Origin of the sequence: Ruminococcus hominis (assembly GCF_014287355.1) — a bacterium.
GTDB lineage: Bacteria > Bacillota > Clostridia > Lachnospirales > Lachnospiraceae > Schaedlerella > Schaedlerella hominis.
The window spans coordinates 1086703-1111158 of record NZ_JACOPE010000001.1 but is presented as its reverse complement, the minus strand read 5'-3'; the positions used below and the strand labels follow the sequence as shown (position 1 = coordinate 1111158).

General features: G+C 40.2%; 20 protein-coding genes. 5 read left to right on the top strand and 15 right to left on the bottom strand.

All coding sequences use genetic code 11. The features are described 5' to 3' along the window. From yqeC to ssnA, 4 genes are read right to left on the bottom strand one after another with little or no spacing between them, the layout of a single operon-like run. On the bottom strand, positions 1 to 789 hold the full coding sequence (gene yqeC, locus H8S40_RS04820; protein WP_186864700.1) for a selenium cofactor biosynthesis protein YqeC: 789 nt from the start codon (positions 787 to 789) through the stop codon (positions 1 to 3). Beyond that, positions 786 to 3770, bottom strand: coding sequence for a putative selenate reductase subunit YgfK (gene ygfK, locus H8S40_RS04815; RefSeq protein WP_186864699.1), 2985 nt, complete (start codon positions 3768 to 3770; stop codon positions 786 to 788). Before ygfK ends, yqeC begins: the two co-directional genes overlap by 4 nt. Before the next feature lie 27 nt (positions 3771 to 3797). Further along, on the bottom strand, positions 3798 to 5228 hold the full coding sequence (locus H8S40_RS04810; RefSeq protein ID WP_118724846.1) for a uracil-xanthine permease family protein: 1431 nt from the start codon (positions 5226 to 5228) through the stop codon (positions 3798 to 3800). A gap of 23 nt (positions 5229 to 5251) precedes the next feature. Then, complete coding sequence (gene ssnA / locus H8S40_RS04805; RefSeq protein ID WP_186864698.1) at positions 5252 to 6586, bottom strand: putative aminohydrolase SsnA; 1335 nt, start codon at positions 6584 to 6586, stop codon at positions 5252 to 5254. A 273-nt stretch (positions 6587 to 6859) separates the two neighbouring features. Here ssnA and H8S40_RS04800 point away from each other — a divergent pair, with 273 nt between their 5' ends. The 5 genes from H8S40_RS04800 (at position 6860) to arcC (ending at position 12617) form a co-directional block, all read left to right on the top strand. Next, entirely contained in the window at positions 6860 to 7531 is a 672-nt protein-coding gene (locus H8S40_RS04800) for a helix-turn-helix transcriptional regulator (RefSeq protein ID WP_186864697.1), read from the top strand. A gap of 50 nt (positions 7532 to 7581) precedes the next feature. Beyond that, positions 7582 to 8787 (top strand): diaminopropionate ammonia-lyase, encoded by a 1206-nt coding sequence (gene dpaL / locus H8S40_RS04795; RefSeq protein ID WP_022074753.1) that lies wholly within the window; start codon positions 7582 to 7584, stop codon positions 8785 to 8787. Between the two features lie 64 nt (positions 8788 to 8851). Continuing rightward, positions 8852 to 10162 carry a YgeY family selenium metabolism-linked hydrolase gene (locus H8S40_RS04790; RefSeq protein WP_022074754.1) on the top strand — a complete coding sequence of 437 codons (1311 nt, stop codon included), beginning with the start codon at positions 8852 to 8854 and terminating at the stop codon, positions 10160 to 10162. Between the two features lie 213 nt (positions 10163 to 10375). Beyond that, positions 10376 to 11572, top strand: coding sequence for a knotted carbamoyltransferase YgeW (ygeW, locus tag H8S40_RS04785; RefSeq protein WP_118737766.1), 1197 nt, complete (start codon positions 10376 to 10378; stop codon positions 11570 to 11572). 100 nt (positions 11573 to 11672) lie between these two features. Continuing rightward, positions 11673 to 12617 (top strand): carbamate kinase, encoded by a 945-nt coding sequence (gene arcC, locus H8S40_RS04780; RefSeq protein WP_022074454.1) that lies wholly within the window; start codon positions 11673 to 11675, stop codon positions 12615 to 12617. Positions 12618 to 12784: 167 nt separating this feature from the next. Here arcC and H8S40_RS04775 read toward each other — a convergent pair whose 3' ends face one another. The 11 genes from H8S40_RS04775 to H8S40_RS04725 all read right to left on the bottom strand — a co-directional run bounded on the left by H8S40_RS04775 (position 12785) and on the right by H8S40_RS04725 (position 24453). Beyond that, positions 12785 to 14710 (bottom strand): NAD(+) synthase, encoded by a 1926-nt coding sequence (locus H8S40_RS04775; RefSeq protein WP_186864696.1) that lies wholly within the window; start codon positions 14708 to 14710, stop codon positions 12785 to 12787. Between the two features lie 69 nt (positions 14711 to 14779). Then, entirely contained in the window at positions 14780 to 15658 is an 879-nt protein-coding gene (gene hslO / locus H8S40_RS04770; RefSeq protein ID WP_186864695.1) for an Hsp33 family molecular chaperone HslO, read from the bottom strand. A 15-nt stretch (positions 15659 to 15673) separates the two neighbouring features. Beyond that, positions 15674 to 16447 carry a class I SAM-dependent DNA methyltransferase gene (locus tag H8S40_RS04765; protein ID WP_118724851.1) on the bottom strand — a complete coding sequence of 258 codons (774 nt, stop codon included), beginning with the start codon at positions 16445 to 16447 and terminating at the stop codon, positions 15674 to 15676. Between the two features lie 15 nt (positions 16448 to 16462). Then, positions 16463 to 17710, bottom strand: a complete 1248-nt coding sequence (locus tag H8S40_RS04760; RefSeq protein WP_186864694.1) for a hypothetical protein — start codon at positions 17708 to 17710, stop codon at positions 16463 to 16465. A gap of 186 nt (positions 17711 to 17896) precedes the next feature. Continuing rightward, complete coding sequence (locus tag H8S40_RS04755) at positions 17897 to 18922, bottom strand: branched-chain amino acid aminotransferase (protein WP_022074449.1); 1026 nt, start codon at positions 18920 to 18922, stop codon at positions 17897 to 17899. Between the two features lie 100 nt (positions 18923 to 19022). Beyond that, complete coding sequence (gene ilvN / locus H8S40_RS04750) at positions 19023 to 19532, bottom strand: acetolactate synthase small subunit (RefSeq protein ID WP_022074448.1); 510 nt, start codon at positions 19530 to 19532, stop codon at positions 19023 to 19025. Between the two features lie 13 nt (positions 19533 to 19545). Further along, positions 19546 to 21264, bottom strand: coding sequence for a biosynthetic-type acetolactate synthase large subunit (ilvB, locus tag H8S40_RS04745; protein ID WP_121056676.1), 1719 nt, complete (start codon positions 21262 to 21264; stop codon positions 19546 to 19548). 40 nt (positions 21265 to 21304) lie between these two features. Further along, positions 21305 to 22123: a metal ABC transporter permease gene (locus H8S40_RS04740; protein WP_117991614.1), complete on the bottom strand. Its 819-nt coding sequence runs from the start codon at positions 22121 to 22123 to the stop codon at positions 21305 to 21307. Then, positions 22120 to 22887: a metal ABC transporter ATP-binding protein gene (locus H8S40_RS04735; protein ID WP_121056674.1), complete on the bottom strand. Its 768-nt coding sequence runs from the start codon at positions 22885 to 22887 to the stop codon at positions 22120 to 22122. The genes H8S40_RS04740 and H8S40_RS04735 overlap by 4 nt, the downstream gene beginning before the upstream one ends. Continuing rightward, positions 22887 to 24005 (bottom strand): metal ABC transporter substrate-binding protein, encoded by a 1119-nt coding sequence (locus H8S40_RS04730; RefSeq protein WP_243238185.1) that lies wholly within the window; start codon positions 24003 to 24005, stop codon positions 22887 to 22889. The genes H8S40_RS04735 and H8S40_RS04730 overlap by 1 nt, the downstream gene beginning before the upstream one ends. Beyond that, positions 23965 to 24453: a dihydrofolate reductase gene (locus H8S40_RS04725; protein ID WP_117991610.1), complete on the bottom strand. Its 489-nt coding sequence runs from the start codon at positions 24451 to 24453 to the stop codon at positions 23965 to 23967. Before H8S40_RS04725 ends, H8S40_RS04730 begins: the two co-directional genes overlap by 41 nt. Between the last annotated feature and the right edge of the window lie 3 nt (positions 24454 to 24456).

The window sequence follows — 24456 nt, the reverse complement described above, 5'->3', positions numbered from 1 at the left end:
TTACCTGCTTTCATATAAATCATATCCCGTAATAAGAATATTTTCGGGCTTTTCTGACATTGTATCTATTTTTTTACAAATTTGCAATGCATACGCAATACGCTCATCTGAATCTGCCTTGTTTAATAATAAATGTAATTTTTTATTTCCTACCGACTTTCTCGATCCCAATTCAGATACAGCAAGACAAACAATATCATCTGTCGTCACTTTATCTTCTATTTTTTTATGCAGTAACTCTGCCGCTAATTCTGCCCGAAAACAAGTTTCTGCAAATGTTTTTCCAATCGCATCAAGTCCATATACAGCCACAACCTGTGTTGTTTGTTTCGGAATTACCGGTTCCCATTCTTCCGGAACCTTACATGGCAGTTCCTTTGCTCCGTCTGCTTCTACAAGAACAACACCACCTCTTCGCTCCATTTCCTGACATATCTCTTCAAAAAATGATTCTGAAGTTGAACAAAATTTTGATGTTCCGTCTGCTGTCTTCCTGTCTGTTGCATTTCCCACAACACATTTTCCATAAACATCTAATAATTCAATTAATTTTTCTATTGATTCCTCCAGCAGCATATATGGAACATCTTCATATCTCATATGCGTTGTCGTTGTCACGACTACCGGAATTTCCTCTTCCCAATATGTTTTTGCTAAACGGCGGATTGTGGTTGTTTTTCCTCCGCCCCCGACAAATGAAACAACCTGAGAAGGCATCCCAACAAGTTGGAATGCCTCTCGGTAGTTATTTACTTTTTGTAAATTACCTAAGTTATATTGTAAAATCATAAAATACCATCTGCAATTACAGCCTCAATTAATTTCTGCAGTCCTTCAGGAAGTTTTGTAGCTTCTCCTTTTGTCCAGATGAACTCGTCTCCAAGGAATCTTACCTTGCATCTTACTTTCTCTCTGTCAAGAATTGCAAATCCCTGATTTGTACTGTCAGACATATCTTCTGGTTTCTCAAAGTATGTGAATTTATCTTTGTATGGTGCACTGCTGTATGGGCAGAAGCTCTTACAGTTACCACATTCATTACACATAGAATCCACATGGATGATCTGTGCTTTTTCCATTCCCGGTACATGTACTGCTACATTTGCACGGTTTGGACATACCTGAACACAGTTCTCACAAATTGTTGAACATCCAAGACAACGTGTTGACTCAGCCTGTCCTTTTTTCTCTGATTCTAAGATTCCCTGTCTTGCAAAGATTGTTTCACTTTCAAGTTTCTCATCAAAGTCTCTTGAAAGAGCTGTTCCGATAATCGCCTCTGCTGCTTTCTTACCATCGCGAATTCCTTCAACAACAGTTGCCGGTCCGCCGAGACCATCACCAACTACATAAACACCCTCTACATTAGACTCTAATGTATCATCGTTTACAAGTGCTTTTCCTCTTTCACTTACATTGATTCTATTTGCTTCATAGAGTTTTGTTGGAACTTTTTCTCCGACAGCTGCGATCACTGTATCTGCTGCAATCTCGCAAATCTCATCTGTCTCAACAACACTACGTCTTCCTGACTCATCGATGTCACCAAGTTTCATCACTTTACATGTCAGTTTTCCATCAACTACTTTAACTGGTGAAAGAAGCTCTTTGAATTCTACACCGTCTTCGATAGCCATCTCCAGCTCTTCTGCATCAGCAGGCATAAATCTCTTTGTTCTTCTGTATACAAGATATACATTCTCAACACCTGTTGTGCGTTTTGCTGCTCTTGCTGTATCCATAGCTGTGTTACCACCACCGATAACTACAACATTCTTACCAATGTTTAACTCACCATTGTTTGCCTTGAAATCAGCCAGGAACTCTAATGCATTTGTAGCATCTCCTTCTTCTAATCTCAATGTTCCAGGTTTTGATGCTCCTACTGCAAGGATTACTTTATCAAATCCTTCAGCTCTCAATTCGTCTACACTCTTAACACGTGTATTAAGTTCAACGTGAACTCCAAGTGTATTTAAAATCTCTGCATCTTTATCGATTGCACTTGAAGCAATTCTAAATTCAGGAATCACATGTCTTACAACTCCACCGAGAGCATCGTTCTGCTCAAAGATTGTAACATCCATTCCAGCTCTTCTTAAGAAGTATGCTGCTGCCATACCAGCCGGTCCACCACCGACAACAGCTGCCTTGCCTTCTTTTGTCACTGCAGGTACGCCCTGTTTCTTCAGCCATGCTTCATATCCGTTCTCAGCTGCAAGCAGTTTCATGTTACGGATGTGTACAGGATCTTCGTAGAAGTTACGTGTACATTTGCTCATACAATTGTGTGCACAAATTGTACCTGTAATAAATGGAAGTGGGTTTTTCTCTGTGATAACTTCCATTGCCTCTTCATATTTTCCTTCGCTTACAAGCTCAAGATAAGTTGTAATATCCTGGTGAATAGGACATCCTGCTTTACATGGTGCTTCGAAACAATCCAACAGAGGAACACTTTCTTTCATCTTTCTTGATGGAAGTGGTTTTATAGCTTTTACATGATGTGGATCTTTCTTAGCTGCTTCTACTAATGCAGATACTGCCTCTGCATCAATTCCTGTAAATACGTCATTTTCTTTTTCAAGAATTTCTGCCATCTGTTTTACTCTCTGGTATCCACCTGGTTTCAACATTGTTGTTGCCATTGTTACAGGCCAGATTCCAGAATCAACGATTCCTTTAATATTGAAGTAATCAGCACCACCGGAGTAAGAAATACGAAGCTGTCCGTCAAAGTCTTTCGCAAGTTTCTCTGCTACAGACATAGACAATGCATACAGAGATTTACCTGACATATACATCTCTTCGCTTGGAAGTTCGTTCTGTTTTACATCAACCGGGAATGTGTTTGTAATTTTTACACCAAATTCCAGATTACGTTCTTTACATACAGCCATCAGTCTCTGAAGCATTGGAACTGCATCTTCATACTGAAGGTCATCTTTGAAATGGAAATCACCGAATGCAACATAGTCATATCCCATATCATCCATTGTTTTTCTTGCATACTCATATCCGAGAAGTGTTGGATTACATTTAATAAATGTGTTGTATCCTTTTTCTGTGATCAAGTGCATTGCAATTCTTTCAATCTCCTGCGGAGGGCATCCGTGCAATGTAGAAATTGTAGCTGAATTACAGATTTCCGGCTGAATCGCTTCGATATCTTCTTTTGTTACATTCTCAAAGAGATCAACATGATCTAACAGATACTGTTTGCAGTTTTTAAATACTTCACAATCTGCTGCATTCTGCATTGTATTTAAGAATGTATCAATCTTCTCACTCTTAATTCCTTCCAGATCGTATCCAACACTGATGTTGAACTGGAATCCATCTGGATCACCAAGCTTGTATTCTTTTGCCAATACTTTCAATAAGAACCATGCTTTGATATATTCTTCCATTGCCTGTGGTACATATAACTCTGTAGACCACTCACAGTTATAGCACTCATCATCAGCGACGATACATGGTTTGTTTACGCATGCTGCAAGCTCTGCTCCATCCATTTTCTGAACTGTTTTCAATTCGAAGAAACGGCTTCCTGTATAGTATGCAGCAACGATATTCTGTGTCAGCTGTGTATGAGGACCAGCTGCCGGTCCGATTGGAGTTTCCAGCGCACGGCCGAAAATCTCACGATTGTTTTTGCTATCTGCAACATATGGATCATGTTCCCCAAAAACTGTTCCATACTGTTTGTGTTCTTTTAAAATCCAGTTTAAAAGATGTTCGAACGACATAGGTGTCATTAATTCACTCATATTAAAACCTCCCTGAGTATACTTTACTTAATTTTTCTTTGCTTCATCTTTTGGAAGTACAAGATTCAAAATTACAGCGAAGATTGTTGCCAATACTACCGGTGATGATGCAAATGTATTGTTAATAATTGACTGGAAATTCTCCAGACCCATTGTCATGCCAAGGCCATTGTAAATGCTCTGTGTCATCTGGTTTAAGCATCCGCTACTCTGTGATACACCCATTCCTACTGCAATTGCGATACCTGCAACTGTTGTATTTCTCGCTGACATACCTTCACTTACAAGAAGCTTAATACCTGTCATAGCGATTGACGCAAATACAGAAGCTACAGCTCCACCAAGTACACACTGTGGAATTGTACGAAGTAATGCAGAAAACTTAGGAATTAAACCTGCAACGAGTAAAATTCCTGCTGAAGTTGCAAATACTTTTCTTGCTACTACTTTTGTAGAACCTACAATACCTACATTCTGGCTGAACGTTGCTGTCGGAGGGCATCCGAAGAATGCACTTACGATATTACTGATACCATATCCGATGATACCGCCGTTTAACTCTTTATCTGTAGGTAATCTGTCCATACCACCAGTTGTTGTTGCTGAGAAATCTCCCATTGCCTGAATAGAATTAACCAGGAATAACAATGCAAGTGGTATAATTGCTGAAACATCAAAACTCATACCAAATGCCATTGGTTTTGGAAGCTGGAACCATCCTGCTGAATGCAATGCTGAGAAATCAACCATTCCAAAGCAAAGAGCAAGAACGTATCCACAAAGTAAACCAATCAAAATAGAAGCAAGTTTAAATAAGCCTTTTCCATAGTGATTCAATCCTATTACAATTGCAAGTGTAATGATTGAAATCAGCCAGTTCTGCCAAGAACCATATACTAATGCAGCAGTTTTACCCTGCTGTTCTACTATCAACTCATATGTGTTTGCTGCGTTACCAGCCATATAGTTGATCGCTGTCTTATATAAAGAAAGTCCGATTGCGAAAATAACTGTTCCGATAACAAGTGGCGGGAATACTTTTCGAATCTGTTTAATAAATAATCCTACTAAAATTGCTACTATACCGCCAATTACCATCGCTCCCAGGATCGTATCGACTCCCTTTGCCTGAGAAGCAATTGCTGTCATTGTTGGCACATAAGCAAAGCTGACTCCGATAATAACCGGGAGACCTGATCCGATATGAATCTTATTTCCATACAACTGTAACAGCGTTGACAATGCTGCAAATACCAGAGACATCTGAATCAATAATCCAGTGTCTACGCTTCCTCCAGCATTGTTAGCAGCATTCGCAACCAGAATCGCAGGTGTTACACATCCTACTACCGCTGCCAATACATGCTGAATCGCCAGTGGCGCAATCTGTCCAGGTGTCGGATTGCCGTCCCATCTAAAAAGTTCATCGCTTCCAGTTTTATCTTTACTTTTGCCCATTGTTTTTCCTCCTACATTCCTAACTATCTTGAGTTGATTCTATCAGCAAGCGCTCCAGCTGCCTGTCTGCAATCAGCAAGTACTTTTTCTGCATCGATGTTCAACAGTTCACGATCTTTCATTAATACTTTACCATTCGCTACTGTTGTAACAACATCTCTTCCTGTCATACCAAACAGAACATGGCTGTTTACATTACCTGCATGTAATGGTGTTGGTGGAATATAGTCTACAACGATCACATCTGCTGCTGCGCCTTCTTTTAATACGCCCAGCTTCTGTGGGAAGTAACGTTCTGCAATCTGTACATTTCCTTCAAAAAGCATCTGTGGTACTTCTGACCATGCTGCATTTGCATCACACAAATGATGTTTATGCAACACATTCGCTACCTTATAAGATTCTGTCATATCATGTGTGTATCCATCTGTTCCAAGACCTGTCAGAATACCTTTGTGTACGATATGCATTGTCGGAGGGCATCCACATGCATTACCCATGTTAGATTCCGGATTGTGAACTACCATTGTATTTGTATCTTTGATCAGATCCATCTCATGCTCATTTACATAAATACAATGTCCAAGAAGAGTTTTCTCTCCCAGAATGCCGTGATCCATAAGACGATCTACGATACGTTTGCCATAATGCTTCAGACAATGATGTAAATCTTCAATACCTTCTGCAACGTGGATGTGATATCCAACTCCATCCGGTTTGTTAGCAGCAGCCAGTTCCATTGTCTCATCAGAGATTGTAAACTGTGCATGCATACCCATCATACCTGCGATCATGCCTGTATCATCTTTTAATGCGTGGCGGATAAAATCAGCATTCTCTTTAACAGATGCTCTTGCCTTATCCATACCATCTCTGTCAGAAATCTCATAGCAAAGACATGAACGGACTCCTGTTTCTTTTGCTGCTCTCTCAATCTCGAACAAAGAACCTTCGATAGAGCCAAAACTTGCATGATGATCAAAAATTGTAGTAACACCATTCTTAATACAATCAATATAAGTAGCCATCGCACTTAAATAAGTATCATTTAATGTAAGGTTTCTGTCGATCGTCCACCACATACCATCTAAAATATCTAAAAATCCCTTCGGATCATATCCGTTGACTGACATACCTCTTGCAAATGCACTATAAATATGTTCATGTGCATTAACAAATGCCGGCATGATAATCTTTCCTTTCGCATCAATAAACTCTGCATCCGGGAATTCTTTCTTAAGAGTCTCAAGATCTCCTACCTTCTTAATCTGTGTCCCCTCAATTGCTACGGCTCCACTTTCAATATAAGGATTAGCGGAATCTCTTGTGACTACTCTACCATTACCAATAATCAACATATGCATCTCTCCTTTTCTTTTTTTCAGTTTTTTCAACTGTTTAATTTGTCTGATTTTTTTGTAATTTTCGCACAATAAATTACATTTCTGAACCACTTTCTTTGTAATATGATACCATAACGCCCCCTTAAATGCAACAAAATTCTTAAAAAAATTAAGATATCTAAAAAATTTTTAGAAAAGTATTGATTTTCATTTTTTTTATGCTATGATGGATTCAGAAGCAAATAAACGATAAGACATTTTCGTGCTAAAGAAAGGAGTTACAGATTCATGGGTAAAAGGCTTGACTTATTAAAACAGATTAGTCATGGACTTGCGGTTCACTTCGGTAGTAATTGTGAAATTGTCATCCACGACTTAACCAAACGTGAGATTGAACATTCTATTGTATGTGTAGAGAATGGTTCTATCTCAGGCCGCCAGGTTGGCGACGGACCTTCACGCATTGTTCTTGAGACACTAAAAAGGGATCCATCTAAGATTCACGACAGACTTTCTTATTTAACTAAGACAGAAAGCGGACAGATTTTAAAGTCCAGTACAATGTATGTTCGTGGTGACGATAACAATATCGAATATATCTTTGCTTTAAACTACGATATTACTTCTTTATTAACAGTAGAAAATGCTCTTCACTCTCTGATCACAACAGAATCTGAATTGGAGTTGGAAGGAGGGGACGGAACTTCTGATGGCGGACTCGCACAGCCGCAGAAAATCACCCACAATGTGAATGAACTACTTGATTCTTTAATTGAACAGGCTCTTGCGCTTGTCGGCAAACCTGTCGCAGCAATGAACAAAGACGACAAAGTTAAGGTTGTACAATTTTTAAATAATGCGGGTGCTTTTCTTATCACAAAATCCGGAGACAAAGTTGCTTCCCTATTAGGCATTTCAAAGTTTACTCTCTATAATTATATGGATGCGGCTAACAAATAACAATAGGAACCCAAAAATAAAATTAAAAATATAAAAGGAGGTTATTCCAAATGGAATCAATCAAATGGGCAGTCAATAAGATGCCAAAGACAAACGATGAAAACCTGAAAATCATGAGTCTGGACGAAGTCAAAAAAGCTCGTGCTTTCCATGAAAGTTTTCCACAGTACACAGTAACACCACTTACTAAATTAGATAAGATGGCTGACATGCTCGGTCTTGGCGAAGTGTACATCAAAGATGAATCTTATCGTTTTGGACTGAACGCTTTCAAAGTACTCGGAGGTTCATTTGCAATGGCTCGTTACATTGCACAGCAGACAGGCAAAGATGTTTCAGAACTTCCTTATAATGTACTTACTTCTGATGCTCTTAAAGAAGAGTTCGGACAAGCTACATTCTTTACAGCTACAGATGGCAACCACGGACGTGGAGTTGCATGGGCTGCAAACAAGCTTGGACAGAAAGCAGTTGTCTTAATGCCAAAGGGAACAACACAGACACGACTGAACAACATTCTTGCTGAGGGTGCTACAGCTACTATCGAAGAATACAACTACGATGAATGTGTTCGTATGGCAAATGACATGGCTATGAAGACAGAGAACGGAATCATGGTTCAGGATACAGCTTGGGACGGATACGAAGAAATTCCAGCTTGGATCATGCAGGGATATGGAACAATGGCTATGGAGGCTTATGATCAGCTTCAGGATTATGGATGCGAGCGTCCTACACACGTATTTATCCAGGCTGGTGTTGGATCACTTGCCGGTGCTGTTCAGGGTTACTTCGCTAACAGATATCCAGAAAATCCACCGAAAGTTGTTGTTGTAGAAGCTGAAGCTGCTGCATGTCTTTACAAAGGTGCTTCTGTTGGTGACGGAAGTATCCAGATCGTAGACGGCGATATGGTTACTATCATGGCTGGTCTTGCTTGTGGTGAACCAAACACAATTTCATGGGATATTTTGAAAAACCATGTAGATACATTCATTGCTACTCCTGACTGGGTTGCTGCTAAAGGTATGCGTATGCTTGCTGCTCCTATCAAAGGAGACAAACCGGTCACATCTGGTGAATCAGGAGCTGCTCCATTCGGAACACTTGCTTGCATCATGATGATGGATGAGTACAAAGAATTAAGAGAACATCTTGGATTAGATGAAAACTCAAAAGTATTACTCTTCTCTACAGAAGGTAACACAGACCCAGAACGTTATGAATCAATCGTTTGGGATGGAAATGAAAAATAAGTCTACTAAGACTTATATAATAGGAAAACATTAATTTATATTTTAAAAAGGAGGATTTTTAAAAATGGATTTAAACAAAATCAAAGAGGCTGCACAGGGATATGAGAAAGAAATGACTGCATTCTTACGTGCAATCGTAAAAAACCCAGGAGAAAGCTGTGATGAGAAAGCTCATATCGACACTATCGCTGCTGAGATGAAAAAAGTAGGATTTGATGAAGTTCAGATCGATCCTCAGGGAAATGTAATCGGATACATGGGAACAGGCGACAAGATCATCGCATTTGATGCTCATATTGATACAGTAGGTATTGGTAACATCGATAACTGGACATTCGATCCATATGAAGGATACGAGACAGAGACAGAGATCGGTGGACGTGGAGTATCTGATCAGTGTGGCGGTATCGTATCAGCTGTTTATGGTGCTAAGATCATGAAAGAACAGAATCTTATTCCAGAAGGATACAAAGTAATGGTTGTTGGTACAGTTCAGGAAGAAGACTGTGATGGTCTTTGCTGGCAGTACATCATCAACGAAGACAAAGTTCGTCCTGAATTTGTAGTTTCTACAGAGCCTACAGATGGTGGTATCTACCGTGGACAGCGTGGACGTATGGAAATCCGTGTTGACGTTAAAGGTGTTTCTTGCCATGGTTCTGCTCCAGAGCGTGGAGACAATGCTATTTACAAAATGGCTGACATTCTCCAGGATATCCGTGCTTTGAATGAGAACGACGCTGAAGACGGAACAGAAATCAAAGGTCTTGTTAAAATGCTTGATCCTAAATACAACAAAGATTACGAAGAAGCTCGTTTCCTTGGACGTGGTACAGTTACAACATCTCAGATTTTCTACACATCTCCAAGCCGTTGTGCAGTAGCTGACTCTTGCTCAGTATCTCTTGACCGTCGTATGACATTCGGAGAGACATGGGAAAGCTGCTTAGATGAGATCCGTGCTTTACCTAGCGTACAGAAATACGGTGATGACGTAACAGTTTCTATGTACAACTATGACCGTCCTTCTTACACAGGATGTGTATATGAAATCGAGTGCTACTTCCCAACATGGGCTATTCCAAAAGACCATGCTGTAACAAAAGCTCTTGAAGAAGCTTATACAGGACTTTACGGAGATGCACGTATCGGTGCTGAAGAGACACTTGAGATGAGACAGGCTCGTCCATTAACAGATAAATGGACATTCTCTACAAACGGTGTATCTATCATGGGACGTAACGGAATCCCTTGTATCGGATTCGGACCTGGAGCAGAGGCTCAGGCTCACGCACCAAACGAGAAGACATGGAAACAGGATCTTGTTACATGTGCTGCAGTTTACGCTGCTCTTCCAAAATCATATGTGAAATAATTGCTTAGCGAAGTATTTTTGAGCTTAGCAATTATTCACACCTCGACATCAGACGAGGTCCTTCCGAGTCGATGTTCGAGCGTGTCACCTTATCGCTTAGCGAAATTGCATTGAGCTTAGCATTATATACTCAAAACCAATTCAGGCGTCTGGTCTGCCGGACGCCATCCATTAAAACAAGTATTAAAAAACAATTATTAGGAGGATTTTATAATGGACGCAAAATTACAGGGATATATTGACAAATTAAACGCATTAAACTTCAAAGAGATGTACAATGGTGATTTCTTCTTAACATGGGAGAAAACAGACGACGAAATCGAAGCTGTATTTACAGTAGCTGACGCTCTTCGTTACATGAGAGAAAACAACATCTCTACAAAAGTATTTGAAAGCGGACTTGGAATCTCTTTATTCCGTGATAACTCTACACGTACACGTTTCTCTTTCGCTTCTGCTTGTAACCTGTTAGGTCTTGAAGTTCAGGATCTTGACGAAGGAAAATCTCAGGTTGCTCACGGTGAAACAGTTCGTGAAACAGCTAACATGATTTCTTTCATGGCTGATGTAATCGGTATCCGTGATGATATGTACATCGGAAAAGGTAACAAATATATGCATGAAGTTGTTGACGCTGTAACACAGGGAAACAAAGACGGTATCTTAGAGCAGAAACCTACACTTGTTAACCTTCAGTGCGATATCGACCACCCAACACAGGCAATGGCTGATATGCTTCACATCATCCACGAGTTCGGCGGAGTTGAGAATTTGAAAGGTAAAAAACTTGCTATGACATGGGCTTACTCTCCATCTTATGGTAAACCACTTTCAGTTCCACAGGGAATCATCGGACTTATGACACGTTTCGGAATGGATGTTGTTCTTGCTCATCCAGAAGGATACGAAGTATTCGAAGATGTAGAAAAAGTTGCTGAAGAAAACGCTAAAAAATCAGGCGGATCATTCACAAAAACAAACAACATGGCAGAAGCTTTCAAAGATGCTGATATCGTATATCCAAAGAGCTGGGCTCCATTCGCAGCTATGGAAAAACGTACAGAACTATACGGAAATGGTGATACAGAAGGTATCAAAGAACTTGAGAAAGAACTTCTTGCTCAGAACGCAGAGCACAAAGATTGGGCTTGTACAGAAGAGCTTATGGCTACAACAAAAGACGGAAAAGCTCTTTACATGCACTGTCTGCCAGCTGATATCTCAGGCGTAAGCTGTGAAGAAGGTGAAGTAGATGCTTCTGTATTCGATCGTTACAGAGATCCACTTTACAAAGAAGCTAGCTTCAAACCATATATCATCGCAGCTATGATCTTCCTTGCTAAATTCGAGAATCCAACAGAGATCTTGAAAAAACTGGAAGAAAGAGGATGCCCTAGAATTTTCGAATAAGATTTTAAGCACAAATTAAACATAGTCTTATAACGAACCAGAAGCGAACCTGTTTCGCTTCTGGTTTTAAAAACAAAAATTTCATTTGGAGGAATATAAAATGTCTAAAAAGAAGAGAATTGTCATTGCTCTCGGGGGAAATGCTCTTGGCAATACACTTCCAGAGCAGATGGCAGCAGTTAAAATTACAGCTCGTGCAATCGTTGATCTGATTGAAGAAGGCTGTGAAGTTGTTGTTGCACATGGCAACGGACCACAGGTTGGTATGATTAATAATGCTATGCTCGCTTTAACTCATGAAGATGAAAAACAGCCTAACACACCACTTTCTGTTTGTGTTGCGATGAGCCAGGCTTACATCGGTTATGACTTGCAGAATGCATTACGTGAAGAATTGTTAAATCGTGGAATCACAGATATTCCGGTTGCTACAATGATCACACAGGTTCGTGTAGATGAAAATGATCCGGCTTTCGAAAATCCATCAAAACCAATCGGACGTTTCTTAACAAAAGAACAGGCTGATGAGATGGCTGAGAAATATAACTATATCATGAAAGAGGATGCAGGACGTGGATATCGCCGTGTTGTTGCTTCTCCAAAGCCACAGGAAATCGTTGAAATTGGAACAATCCGTAACATGGTTAATGCAGGTGAACTTGTTATCGCTTGTGGTGGTGGCGGTATTCCTGTTACATTGCAGGGAAATCACTTAAAAGGTGCCAGCGCAGTTATCGATAAAGACTTCGCAAGCTGTCTGATGGCTAAAAATCTGGACGCTGACTTCCTCATCATCCTTACAGCTGTAGAAAAAGTTGCTGTAAACTATGGAAAACCAGATGAAAAATGGATTGATCATATGACAGTTGAGGAAGCAAAACAGTACATGGAAGAAGGTCACTTCGCTCCTGGTTCTATGCTTCCAAAAGTTCAGGCTGCGGTTGACTTTGCAGAATCAAAACCTGGTCGTCAGGCATTGATCACATTGCTTGAAAAAGCAAAAGATGGTATCAATGGAGTAACTGGTACACGTATTTCACTTTAATTTTTATAAGATTTATCTTCCAAAATCAATTTTGCTATTTTTACAGCTATACTTATTTCAACACCTAAAGAGAAAAGAGGCAGGTTGTCCGTTCAACGGATATCCTGCCTCTTTTCTTTATTGTCTGTCTGCGAAGAAAAACTCTTCACAGCTAACAACTTATTCTTTTAAATATCTGACAACGAAATATTCTCCAAATCCTTCAGCCACACTGCTACGCAGGCATCACTTGGCATTCTCCAGTCTCCTCTCGGAGATAATGCTACACTACCTACTTTTGGTCCATCCGGAAGGCATGAACGTTTAAACTGCTGTGCAAAAAATCTTTTACAGAATGTCTCCAGCCATTTCAAAATTGTAACATCATCATATGTATCTTCAAATGTATATTTTGCAAGACGGAAAATCTTGCTTGGTTCAAACCCAAAACGAAGTAAATAATACAAATAAAAATCATGTAATTCATATGGTCCGACCAAGTCTTCTGTCTTCTGTGCGATATTCCCGTCTTTCGGAGGCAATAATTCCGGACTTACCGGTGTATCCAGCACATCATAAAGTACTTGCTTTAACTCTTTATCTACTGTCGTATCCGCCGCATACTGTACAAGATGTCTTACCAGTGTCTTTGGAATCGAAGCATTTACCCCATACATAGACATATGATCACCATTGTATGTTGCCCATCCAAGCGCCAGCTCTGACAAATCACCTGTACCGATAACCATACCGCCATCTTTATTTGCAATATCCATCAAGACCTGTGTACGCTCTCTCGCCTGTCCATTCTCATATGTTACACTGTGATCCTTCGGATCGTGTCCGATATCACGGAAATGAATATTCACTGCCTCTGCGATTGGCACTTCTATAAGCGTTGCTCCAAGTTGTTTCGACATCTTGCAGGCATTCTGATAGGTGCGGTCTGTTGTTCCAAAACAAGGCATTGTAACCGCTATAATCTGCTTTTTATCTTTCTTTAGCATATCAAATGCTCTTGCCGTTACAATCAATGCAAGCGTAGAATCCAAGCCGCCCGATATTCCAACTACCGCTGTCTTCGCATGTGTATGTGCAAGACGTTTTTTCAATCCCATTGCCTGGATATTTAAAATTTCCTCACATCTTCTTGCCTTCTCACGCTCGTTATATGGCACAAATGGATGTTTTGAAAATTTTCTTGTAAGATAGGTCTTCTCCATCTCAAGATAAAAAGGAACGCGTATCAGCCCTGGTACATCATTTATCTGAAATGTTGTATTCTTACGTCTCTCACCGACCAGACGATTGATATCAATCTCCGAATAAATTGCTCTATTCACAAATCTTCTTGATTCTCTCAATATAGAACCATTCTCGGCAATAATATTATGTCCGCCAAACACAAGATCTGTTGTTGACTCGCCCTCTCCCGCATTGGCATAAATATATCCGGCAAGCAGACGTGCTGACTGTCCTTTGATCAGCTCTCTTCTATAACTGCTCTTACCAATCGTCTCATCACTGGCTGAACAGTTCACTATAAGTGTTGCTCCTCCTAATGCAGCCTGAATACTAGGCGGCATAGGAGCCCATACATCTTCACATATTTCAGCTGAAACTACAAGATTTGGCATCGTTGTACATTCAAACAAAATCTGCGGACCAAACGGAACTTTATTTCCCTCAAACAAAATCCATCTGGCTTCTTTTGGTCCCGGTGTAAATTGACGCATTTCATAAAATTCACCATAATTTGGAAGAAATGTTTTTGTAGTAAATCCTAAAATATCTCCCTTATTTAAGGCTGCTGCCACATTGTAGAGCTTTCCATCCTGCATAAGCGGCATTCCGACAAAAATCAGCATATCCTTGTCTCTTGTATATTTTGCTATTTTTAATAATGCCTTTTTTGACTCTTCCAACAATATATCCTGCAAAAACAGATCACTACACGTATACCCTGTAATACACAGCTCCGGAAAAACAACCACTTTCGCTCTGTTCTCGTAAGCTGCATCAATTGCCTCACAAATTTTTCCTGTATTGTACTCTACATCTGCAACCTGAAGATTTGGTGTTACGGCTGCAACCTTTACAAATCCCTGTTTCATCTTTCATCACTCCTGTTTCTTATCCGGTTCTCTTCACTTAGAACTTTCATTGTCATGATATTAATCGTGTTATCTCGTTGCCTTCTTAAGCAGCTTTTTTAACTCTTCCACTTCAAATTTATACGCTGTATTACAGAAATGACACTTCACTTCAATCGGTTTATCATCATCGATCATAGCCTGTATTTCCTTTTTACCAATGCTGATAATTGCTTTTTCAATTCTATCCTTTGAGCAATTACAGTTAAATTTAGCAGGAAGCGTATCTGTAATCTCTACATCCAGCCCTTCCAAAACCTGATTCAGCATCTCTTCCGGAGTATGTCCATTATCAAGCATCGCTGTTACAGATTGAATCTTCTGGATATTGGCCTCTAATTTATCAAGAACCTCATCATCTACAAATGGCATTACCTGTACAATAAATCCACCTGCGCAGCGCACTGTATTGTCTTTCTCCATCAAAACACCCAAACCGACAGATGATGGTACCTGCTCTGATGTTGCAAAATAATATGTCAGATCTTCTGCAATCTCACCTGTCTGAAGCATAGTCTGTCCTGAATATGGCTCTTTTAGTCCCATATCTTTGATTACATTCAAAAATCCCGGTCCCAATGCGCCTCCAACATCCAGCTTGCCATTCTTTGGCGGCAGCATAACATCCGGATTATTCACATATCCTTTTACATCTCCGTGACTGTCTGCAGTCACCGTCATTCCTCCAATCTCACCGCCACACTGAATCTGTAATGTCAATACATCACTGTCATTCTTCATCATACTTCCCATCATAACACCGGCTGTAAGCAGACGTCCCAGCGCTGCTGTCGCAACCGGACTTGTCTGATGACGCTTGCGTGCCTCCTCTACCAATTCTGTTGTTGATGCAGCAAATGCACGAATCTGTGTATTTGCCGCTGTTGCTCTTACTATATAATCTGACATATCTATTCTCCTCTCTTACTTTCCCTGTTCTCTCGCAATGATATACATACGCTCACTTTCCTGATGCACCGGATTCCTTGTAAATGCATCGTAAGCCGCAATAAACTCCATCCCTGCCACTTCCAATGCTGCCTTTACTTCTGCGAGACTGTATGCTCTCTGATAGTGCATCTCTTGAAATTTTCTGCAAATATCCTGTCCCGTCTTTTCACTTAAAACCGGGTCTTCCACAAACAAAGATAACTGATATTCATTGATCTTTTCTTCCTCGTAATAATAGTTGTCCCAAATAAAACTACAATTCTCACGTTCTTCTGCGATTGTCTGGTCCCCCAGCATTTCGCGATATTTATATTCTGTATTCATATCAAAAATAAATAATCCGCCCGGATCCAGATAATTATTGGCAAGTCTGAACACCTGCTCCAAATCACCATCTTCTGTAAGATAATTCATAGAATCACAAACGCTTACAATGGCTCTGACTGTTCCATATAATTCAAATTCCCGCATATCCTGCATCAGATATAATATATCATGTCCACTCTTCGTGCGTTTCTGCATTGCAATATCTAACATTTCTTCCGAAAAATCTACTCCGGTCATATCATAGCCCTTTGAAGCTAAAATTTCAGTCATTGTTCCGGTTCCGCATCCAAGGTCCAAAACCAGCCCGTCTTCCACCCCATATTCCAATAACAATCCATGTAAATATTCTCCCCATTCTTCATAAGGCACATTATCCATGAACGTATCATACACTACTGCAAAACTTGTATATGCTTCCATCTTCTACCTCGTTTATCAATATATTCTTCTTTCTTCGTCCTCGTATTTCTCTCTGATTGCTTTTCGCTCTCTTCTTGCCTTTTCCAGCTTGCGCTGACGTTCCCGTCTGATGGCAATAAGCCGCATATAAAATGCAAGGAATATAACAATTGCAACCACAAGCAATAATACAACCTTCAAAACCTGTTTTACTGATGGCAGCTTGATCTTGCTTTTTAACTTCGCAAGGCTTGATATCTTTTGCTTTACAGGTGTTGAGATAACATGCTGATCTTCTTGTTTTTCACTTGCCACTATTTCCGGTGTACTCACATCTTCACTTATCGGCTCTGTACTCTTTTGTATATCTGCTGCCGGAAAATTATAAGGAACCATCGTCTTATAGACCGCCACAGTTCTTCTTCCGTCTGCATATGACTGCGTCACTGTTACCGCAAATAATCCAGGTTCTAATTCACAGATACTTTCCGGTTCATCTGCACTTACTCCTTCAAAATTGAAATTCATCTGTGTATCCGACACCATCACTCTTCTGGAGATAGAATACATGTTAATATAATCACCGATTCCCATATTTAAGGTCAAGGGTAAATTAATGATATAATCTCCGCTTACACAAAGATCCTGAAAATTTGTTCCCTTAGAATAGCCTTCCATCGTTCCGTAATCATCTACAATCTGAAACTGACTGTCCAGCTTTTTAAATGTATATCCACCATCTGCATTTGTCTGAATATAATAACAATCCTCCGTTTGATCATAACCGATTCCGAGTATATTATAATCATCTGAAATCTTCATCCGGCCTTTGAATTCCAATGTATCCGCATCCAGCAAAAAAACACAGCCTCGGTTTTCCGCATTATAGCTTGTGTACAACGCAACCACGATTTCCCGCGTATTTGGGTTAAATGCCATTCCGTTACAATGTTCATAACACATATCCTGCACACGTTTTGCAAGGGAATACCGTTCAACAGGCTGTCCATTCTCGTCATGGTCATACCGGTAATATGCTTTTATAATATCCGGTGTCGTTCCATCCTCTGCAACATTCTCCATCATAATGATGTAATAATCTGTCACACACATAGATTGTACGACGCCCTCTGCCGCCTCTGTATCATCCTCTATAATCTTCTCCCACACTGCTCCATCAAACGCCCGGTCTGATGCAATCTCCGCATGCACCGTCAAGGGATTCAACATCCATCCAAAACAAAGCATACAGAAAAAAGCAAGGGTATATATACACCTTTTCATTACTGCTTTACTTCCATTCTAAAATTCCATTTCATTTTATCATATCATTCTGTAAAATGCTTGTAAACAGCCTTGTCAAAAAAAGAAGATGCAATTCACATTTTTTGTGAATGCACCCTCTTTTATCCACCTTACAAATACTTTACAGGCTATTTTTTTCAAATTATATCTGAAATATTATCCAAATTATTCGATTACTTTCAGCCATCCTTCCGGAGCTTCGATACGTCCCATCTGGATACCTGTCAATGTATCATACAATTTCTGAGTGATTGGTCCCATCTTCTCCATTCCGCTTGGGAAACAGATTTCTTTTCCGTGATCAACAACTTTACCTACCGGTGAGATAACGGCTGCTGTTCCACACAGACCACACTCTGCAAAATCTTTCAGTTCTTCTACATATACATCTCTTTCTTCTACTTCAAGTCCAAGATAATGCTCTGCAATATACATCAGAGAACGTCTTGTAATAGATGGAAGAATTGTATTTGAATGAGGAGTTACAACTTTATTATCTTTTGTTACAAAAATGAAGTTTGCTCCACCTGTCTCTTCTACTTTTGTTCTTGTAGCAGAATCAAGATACATGTTCTCATCAAATCCATTTGCATGAGCTGTTACAATTGCATGCAGGCTCATAGCATAGTTCAATCCAGCCTTGATATGTCCTGTTCCATGCGGTGCAGCACGGTCAAAATCTGAAATACAGATTGTTACAGGTTTTGCTCCACCTTTGAAGTATGGTCCTACCGGTGTCGCAAAAATACGGAACTGATACTCATTTGCAGGTTTTACTCCGATAACCGGATTACTTCCAAACATATAAGGTCTTAAATACAGAGTTGCTCCTGAACCGTATGGTGGTACATATTCAGCATTTGCCTTAACAACCTTTTCAATCGCATCTACAAATCTCTCTTCTGGGAACGGAGGCATCTCGAGTCTCTTCGCAGAATCAACCATACGTTTTGCATTCAAATCAGGGCGAAATACAACAATTCGTCCATCTTCTGTTGTATATGCTTTCATGCCTTCAAATACTGTCTGTGCATACTGAAGTACTCCTGCACATTCATTCAGAACGATGTTCGCATCCTCTGTCAGGACTCCATCATCCCATTTTCCATCTTTGAAGTTTGAAACATAACGCTTCTCTGTCTGAACATATCCAAATCCAAGATTCTCCCAATCAATATTTTTCTTATCCATCTGTAGTTCCTCCATTCCAATATCAAGCTTTCTATCTTTAGTCGATTATAATACGATTAAAAAGAAAATTCAAGAGTGCACTCTGTTTTTTTATATTTTTTTATCTTTCCATCATGCTAATCGACTCAATTCCAACGCTTCCGCCACGTACAACTTCAATATTCTGGAACTCTTCCTTCATCAGTTTGATAACCGCATCATTCTTTGTTGCAGTCTGAACGAATTCAATCAGAAGACTGTCTCTTCCGATATCCATCGGTTTTGCTTTATATGTCTCTGCAATTCGAAACAGCTCTGCCTTATCTTCTCTGCTGCATTTTTTAACCTTTACATATAAAATTTCTTTCATACGGACAAATAAATCTGTAAAGTCGATTACTTTAATCACTTCTACCATTCGATTCAATTGTTTTTTTATCTGTTCAAATGTTTCATCATCACTGACTGTTGCGATCGTCATTCGTGATACTGTAGGATCTTCTGTTGTTCCTACTGTCAGACTATCCAGGTTATATGCTTTTCCGGAAAAGAGTCCTGAAATTTTTGAAAGAACACCTACCTGATTTTCTACATACAATGAAATCCATCTTTTCTTTATACTATTCTCCATTTTTTCAGTCCTCCTAACACTCTATGATCATTTCTTCCAATGTTCCGCCCGGCTTAATCATTGGGAATACCATTTCTTCCGGATCAATGATAAATTCAATCAATGTCGGAACTTTTGTATTTTTCTTAGCCTCTTCAAATGCTGCTGCAATCTCATCTGTTTTTGTAACACGTATACCCTTTGCTCCATAACTCTCTGCCAGCTTAATGAAGTCCGGTGTATACTCCGGCTTTTCTTCTCCATTTGTTCTTCTTGTCAAAGCACCCGCGCGCAAATCTGTCATTCCATAACGTTTTCCATAGAATAATTTCTGCCACTGACGTACCATTCCAAGATATGTATTGTTAAATACACATAAGATAACAGGAAGTTCTTCCAATACTGCAGTTGCAAATTCCTGAATGTTCATCTGCATACCGCCATCTCCTGAGATCATAATGACCGGCTTATCCGGATTGCCCAGTTTTGCTCCGATTGCTCCCGGGAATCCATACCCCATCGTTCCAAGTCCGCCTGACATAATAATCTGCTTCTTCTCTGTAATCTCTGTAAACTGTGCCGCAAACATCTGATGCTGACCTACATCCGTTACAATGATTGCCTCATCAAACTGTCTGTTAATCTCCCCGATAATATCCATCGGTCCCATTTCTGCATGCTTTTTCATCGTCAACGGGTGTACATGCTGCCACTCATTGATCTCATCTAGCCATTTCTTCGTCTTACATGGAACAACATATTCATTCATTTTTGTAATTGCATCTTTCGCATCTGCAACAATCGGAACATCAACATGGATATTTCGCGAAATGGACGCTGTATCAATATCTATGTGGATAATTTGTGCATGTGGGGCAAACTCATGTAATTTCCCTGTAATACGGTCGTTAAATCTCGTTCCGATAGAGAACAACAGATCACACTCACTAACTGCCATATTGGCCGCATACGCACCGTGCATACCAAGGTTTCCTATAAACAATGGGTGGTTCGTTGGAATCGCACCACGTCCCATAACAGTTGTAACAACCGGTACATTTGTCTTCTCTACAACTTCTTTAAATGCCTCTTTTGCATCTGCAATGATTACTCCGCCACCTGCAAGAAATAACGGACGTTCTGCTTTTCCAAGCATTTTCAAAGCTCGTTTCAACTGTCCGATATGAACAGCCGTAGTCGGTTTGTATCCACGGATATTTACAGATTTCGGGTACTCTGCACTTCCAAGCTCTGCCATAACATCTTTCGGAAGGTCAATCAGTACCGGACCCGGTTTCCCTGTTCTTGCTATATAAAAGGCTTCTTTGATAATACGACCCAGGTCCTCACGTTTATGGACAGTAACACCGTACTTCGTAATACTTCTTGTAATACCTACGATATCTACTTCCTGAAAAGCATCGTTTCCGATCAAATGTCTTGAAACCTGACCAGTAAAACAAACCAATGGCACACTGTCATAGTTTGCTGTTGCAAGACCTGTTACAAGGTTCGTCGCTCCCGGTCCGCTTGTTACGAGACAGACTCCGACTTTACCTGTCGTACGGGCATATGCATCGGCAGCATGAACCAAAGCCTGCTCATGTCGAGGCAGAATCACACGTATATCATCCTGTTTATAAAGCTCATCACTGATATCGATCGTACAAGCCCCCGGATAACCAAATAATGTGTCTACCCCTTCTTCTTTCAATGCTTTTACTAACAACTTATTACCTGAAATCTGTTTCATAGAAAAACCTCCCTTTATAAAAACGTCCTGTTTGCAAACGTTATTTTCGCTGTCTGATAAATCCTATTATTGTATAAATACCAAGAAATGCCAGATTTACAACAACCACACTGGCTCCTGCCGGAGTTGCAAAAAAGTATGACACCGAAATGCCAATGCAGAAGCACACAACAGAAATAATCGCTGAATTTACAATCACTCCTCGAAACGTCTTGCAGACTCGCATAGATGTAAGTGCCGGAAATATGATCAGACTGGAAATCAGCAATGTTCCCATCATTCTCATTCCGAGCACGATTGTCACAGCTGTCAGAACTGCAATCAATGTATTATATAAATCAGCTTTCACACCTGTTGCTTTTGCAAATATTTCATCAAATGTAATCGCAAATATTTTATTATAGAAAAATATATACAACAATAATACGACTACCGATAAAATCACACTCATGCGGACATCCTCTGCACTCATTGCCAGAATACTTCCAAACATGTAATTGTAAACATCTGTATTCATTCCTGTTGTCATGGATATTACCATAACACCGATTGCAAGTGCACTGGTGGAAATCAGTGCAATCGCCGAATCACCTTTGAGCACACTGCTACTGTTCACCCTAAGAAGAAGTATCGCCGCAATGATCACGACCGGAATTGCGACCGCCAGCGGTGCTACATTTAACGCTGCTGCAACTGCCAGTGCGCCAAATCCCACATGCGACAAGCCATCGCCTATCATCGAATACCTCTTTAATACCAGGCTCACGCCCAAAAGTGCGGAACATAAAGAGACCAGAATTCCTACTGTAAACGCCCTCACCATAAATGGATAGGAGAGCATCTCAATCATTGTATTCATGACTTATCTCCCCCTTTCATCTGTTTCAGACGTTCCTCTACTACCGCTTCCTGAACATCAATCTGTCCACTTTTAATATATTGTCTGCCGACAGCACTCTTCTTATAATCCTCTGTCGTCCCGAAAAACCTTGCATTTTCCTGCAAATGTAAAATGTGTGTTGCATCTCGAAGTGCACTTTCAATATCATGAGAGACCATCACAACAGCAATCCCTGACTTCTGATTTATCTCTTTGATCAGTTGATAAAACTCTGCTGTCACGATTGGATCAAGTCCTGTCACCGGCTCATCCAGAAGAAGAAGCTTCTTTGTCGCACACAAAGCTCTTGCGAGCAGAACTCTCTGCTTCTGTCCGCCGGACAAATCTCGAAAACAACTTCTTGCAAGGTCATCGATTCCTAAAAGCTGCATATTTTCTTTTGCCCGCCTCTTATCCTCTGCTTTGTAAAATGGATGAAAACCACGTCCATTTAACCGTCCTGACAATACTACTTCATACACACTTGCCGGAAAATCCTTCTGCACATCATTTTGCTGTGGAAGGTACCCAATCTCTCTTTGAAGCAATCCATCTCCGAAAATAATTTTCCCCTTCGACGGACTCTTTAACCCCAAAAGACTCTTGACTAAAGTACTCTTTCCGGAACCATTCTCCCCGACAATACAAAGATAATCCCCTTGATCCATCTGAAATGATAAATCCTCAATGACTGTCTGACCTTCGTATGCAATTGATATATTTTCACATTGAATCAAAGCCATTATCTCAAAGCCTCCTTTAACGTTTCTACATTTTCTTTCATTAAATCCAAATAAGTTACTCCCGCTTCAAACTGCTTAGCACTAATATTATGACTGCTGTAAAATACTTTCACCGGAACATCACACGCCTCCGCAATCGCATTTGCAATATTATCATTACTAAGCTCCATCTTCAGCACGACCGGGATATGTTCTTCTTTCACCTTATTAATCAGAAATGCCATCGTTGCCGCACTTGGTTCTGTATCTGATGCACAACCCGAAAATGCTGCATAATAATCCAGTCCATACTCTGCCGCAAAATATCGAAATGGGAAACGGTCTCCAAACAAGAGTGTATGATTCTTCGCATTTTTCACTACATTGCGAAACGATGTATCCAGTTCCTTCAACTGTGTCTCATACGCTTCTGCATTATCTTTATATGTCTGTCCATGCTCTGGATCCAAAGAACATAATTCCTCTGTGATATGCTCTACAATGTCAATCGCATTGCACGGTGATGTCCAGACATGCTCATCCATCGTGTGTACATGCTCATTATGCTCTTCTTCCGTTTCTTCTGCAGAATGAAGAAAATGTTCCTCTTCATCGTGGCTCTCCTCTTCCTCATCTTCATGAGAATGCCCGCGCTCTTCCTTCATTCCTTCCACATGCTCTTCTGCAAGAATATTTCCAACACAATCTACCAGACGAAGTCTCTTCACATCTTCCATCTCCGGTGATTCCAAAATATCTTCCACCCACTCGTCATTCTCTCCGCCGACATAAATAAACAAGTCTGCATTCTGGATTGCAATGATATCCTGTGGTGTTGGTTCGTAAGAATGTGTTTCCTCTCCTGGTTTCAAAAGCATGGTTAGTGACACATTATCTCCCGCTATCTGCCGTACAAAATCGTACTGCGGGAAAATAGTTGTCACGACCCGAAGCTTCTTCTGGTCTTTTGGATGATTTTCTTCTCCATTGTCATCTGCTGTACAGCCGCATAATCCACTGACCAGAAATGCTATTGTACAGAGTATACTCACACCTCTGAATATAAAATTTCTTTTCTTCTTTTTATTTATTTTTTGATTATTTGCGTTCATATTTTGCGAATACATATTCCAAATCAAAACAAGTCTGCTCCTCACTGACCTCCGTCATCTCCCAATCATCCATCTGATCCAGATTTGGGAAATACGTATCTGCTGCATATGCATGATCGATCTTTGTGATATACGCTGTATCACAATATGGGATCAGCATCTCGTAAATGCTTCCTCCTCCGATTACATACAGCTCATTTGAATCATATTTTTTTAATTCTTCCAACAATTCTTCTTTTGTATGCACGATAACCGCATCTTTCACTTTATAAGAACGGTTCGCTGTCAACACGATATTAACTCTGTTCTTAAGAGGCAGCCCGTTTGGGAAGCTTTCCAAAGTTTTTCTTCCCATTACAACAACATGTCCCATTGTCTTCTCTCTGAAGAACTTCATATCCGCCGGAATACTTGTTAAAAGTCTGTTTTTATTTCCTATTGCCCAGTTTGCATCTACTGCTGCTATTGCATTCATTAT

Excerpts from the sequence above, each read along its gene's own strand:
- H8S40_RS04810 (WP_118724846.1), bottom strand. The coding sequence starts at position 5,228 with ATGGGCAAAAGTAAAGATAAAACTGGAAGCGATGAACTTTTTAGATGG.
- H8S40_RS04760 (WP_186864694.1), bottom strand. The coding sequence starts at position 17,710 with ATGAAAAGGTGTATATATACCCTTGCTTTTTTCTGTATGCTTTGTTTT.
- ygeW (WP_118737766.1), top strand. The coding sequence starts at position 10,376 with ATGGACGCAAAATTACAGGGATATATTGACAAATTAAACGCATTAAAC.
- H8S40_RS04735 (WP_121056674.1), bottom strand. The coding sequence starts at position 22,887 with ATGGCTTTGATTCAATGTGAAAATATATCAATTGCATACGAAGGTCAG.
- H8S40_RS04740 (WP_117991614.1), bottom strand. The coding sequence starts at position 22,123 with ATGAATACAATGATTGAGATGCTCTCCTATCCATTTATGGTGAGGGCG.
- H8S40_RS04725 (WP_117991610.1), bottom strand. The coding sequence starts at position 24,453 with ATGAATGCAATAGCAGCAGTAGATGCAAACTGGGCAATAGGAAATAAA.
- ygfK (WP_186864699.1), bottom strand. The coding sequence starts at position 3,770 with ATGAGTGAATTAATGACACCTATGTCGTTCGAACATCTTTTAAACTGG.
- H8S40_RS04775 (WP_186864696.1), bottom strand. The coding sequence starts at position 14,710 with ATGAAACAGGGATTTGTAAAGGTTGCAGCCGTAACACCAAATCTTCAG.
- hslO (WP_186864695.1), bottom strand. The coding sequence starts at position 15,658 with ATGTCAGATTATATAGTAAGAGCAACAGCGGCAAATACACAGATTCGT.
- H8S40_RS04790 (WP_022074754.1), top strand. The coding sequence starts at position 8,852 with ATGGATTTAAACAAAATCAAAGAGGCTGCACAGGGATATGAGAAAGAA.
- ilvN (WP_022074448.1), bottom strand. The coding sequence starts at position 19,532 with ATGGAGAATAGTATAAAGAAAAGATGGATTTCATTGTATGTAGAAAAT.
- H8S40_RS04800 (WP_186864697.1), top strand. The coding sequence starts at position 6,860 with ATGGGTAAAAGGCTTGACTTATTAAAACAGATTAGTCATGGACTTGCG.
- dpaL (WP_022074753.1), top strand. The coding sequence starts at position 7,582 with ATGGAATCAATCAAATGGGCAGTCAATAAGATGCCAAAGACAAACGAT.
- ilvB (WP_121056676.1), bottom strand. The coding sequence starts at position 21,264 with ATGAAACAGATTTCAGGTAATAAGTTGTTAGTAAAAGCATTGAAAGAA.
- yqeC (WP_186864700.1), bottom strand. The coding sequence starts at position 789 with ATGATTTTACAATATAACTTAGGTAATTTACAAAAAGTAAATAACTAC.
- arcC (WP_022074454.1), top strand. The coding sequence starts at position 11,673 with ATGTCTAAAAAGAAGAGAATTGTCATTGCTCTCGGGGGAAATGCTCTT.
- H8S40_RS04765 (WP_118724851.1), bottom strand. The coding sequence starts at position 16,447 with ATGGAAGCATATACAAGTTTTGCAGTAGTGTATGATACGTTCATGGAT.
- ssnA (WP_186864698.1), bottom strand. The coding sequence starts at position 6,586 with ATGTTGATTATTGGTAATGGTAGAGTAGTCACAAGAGATTCCGCTAAT.
- H8S40_RS04755 (WP_022074449.1), bottom strand. The coding sequence starts at position 18,922 with ATGGATAAGAAAAATATTGATTGGGAGAATCTTGGATTTGGATATGTT.